Source organism: Endozoicomonas atrinae, from assembly GCF_001647025.1.
Lineage (GTDB): Bacteria > Pseudomonadota > Gammaproteobacteria > Pseudomonadales > Endozoicomonadaceae > Endozoicomonas > Endozoicomonas atrinae.
The window spans coordinates 1-602 of record NZ_LUKQ02000732.1; the positions used below are offsets into that span (position 1 = coordinate 1).

Below are 602 nucleotides of genomic sequence, written 5' to 3' on the forward strand. Positions count from 1 at the left end.
CCGACTGGATCTCGCCTTCCCACTTGGTGTTACAGATGGCCGCCAACACGGTTCGTTTATAGAACTTCGCGTTGAGTTTCTTGGAGTAAATAACGGACAGGGCATTGGCCATAGCCCCCGTTGGAAACGTAGTGTTTGCCATGATTCAAGTCCTTTGAATCACGGGAAGCGGTTATACGACGATAATTAAACGCTCCCCTCAGAGGCGACCTCCCTGCTTGATCCACTGGGCCAGAATATTGTCGAGTTTTTCTTCATTGTCGTTAAACTCTTTCTGCGGCATGGCCGCAATCTGTTCCAGTGTCATTGCCGGTTGGTGCCCCCGGGTTTTAGGGACTGAGTGGGTCCGCACCGGCGGTTCACTCAGCTGCTTTGCCTGCTGCATTTTCTTTACTGGATCAGGTACCGGTTTCGGTGCAGGCTTGTTTACACCTGCGGCCTCTTTATAGAGACTCATGACCTGCGCTGCACCCAGTGGGCTGACACGACTCAACTCCTGAACATCAGCAGCCTGTCGTGCAAACCAGCCTTTAAAATCCTCACTGGCTGAGATCTGCTCTACATCCGGATGCAGACTGCGCAACTTGTTCCAGAATGCCTGT

At 52.3% G+C, this 602-nt stretch carries 1 protein-coding gene; it reads right to left on the reverse strand.

Going from position 1 to position 602, the window contains the following annotated elements; translation table 11 throughout:
- Positions 1-199 precede the first annotated feature (199 nt).
- Positions 200-602 (reverse strand): hypothetical protein (locus tag AK963_RS30340; protein WP_175404781.1); only part of this gene is annotated, 403 nt, incomplete at its 5' end.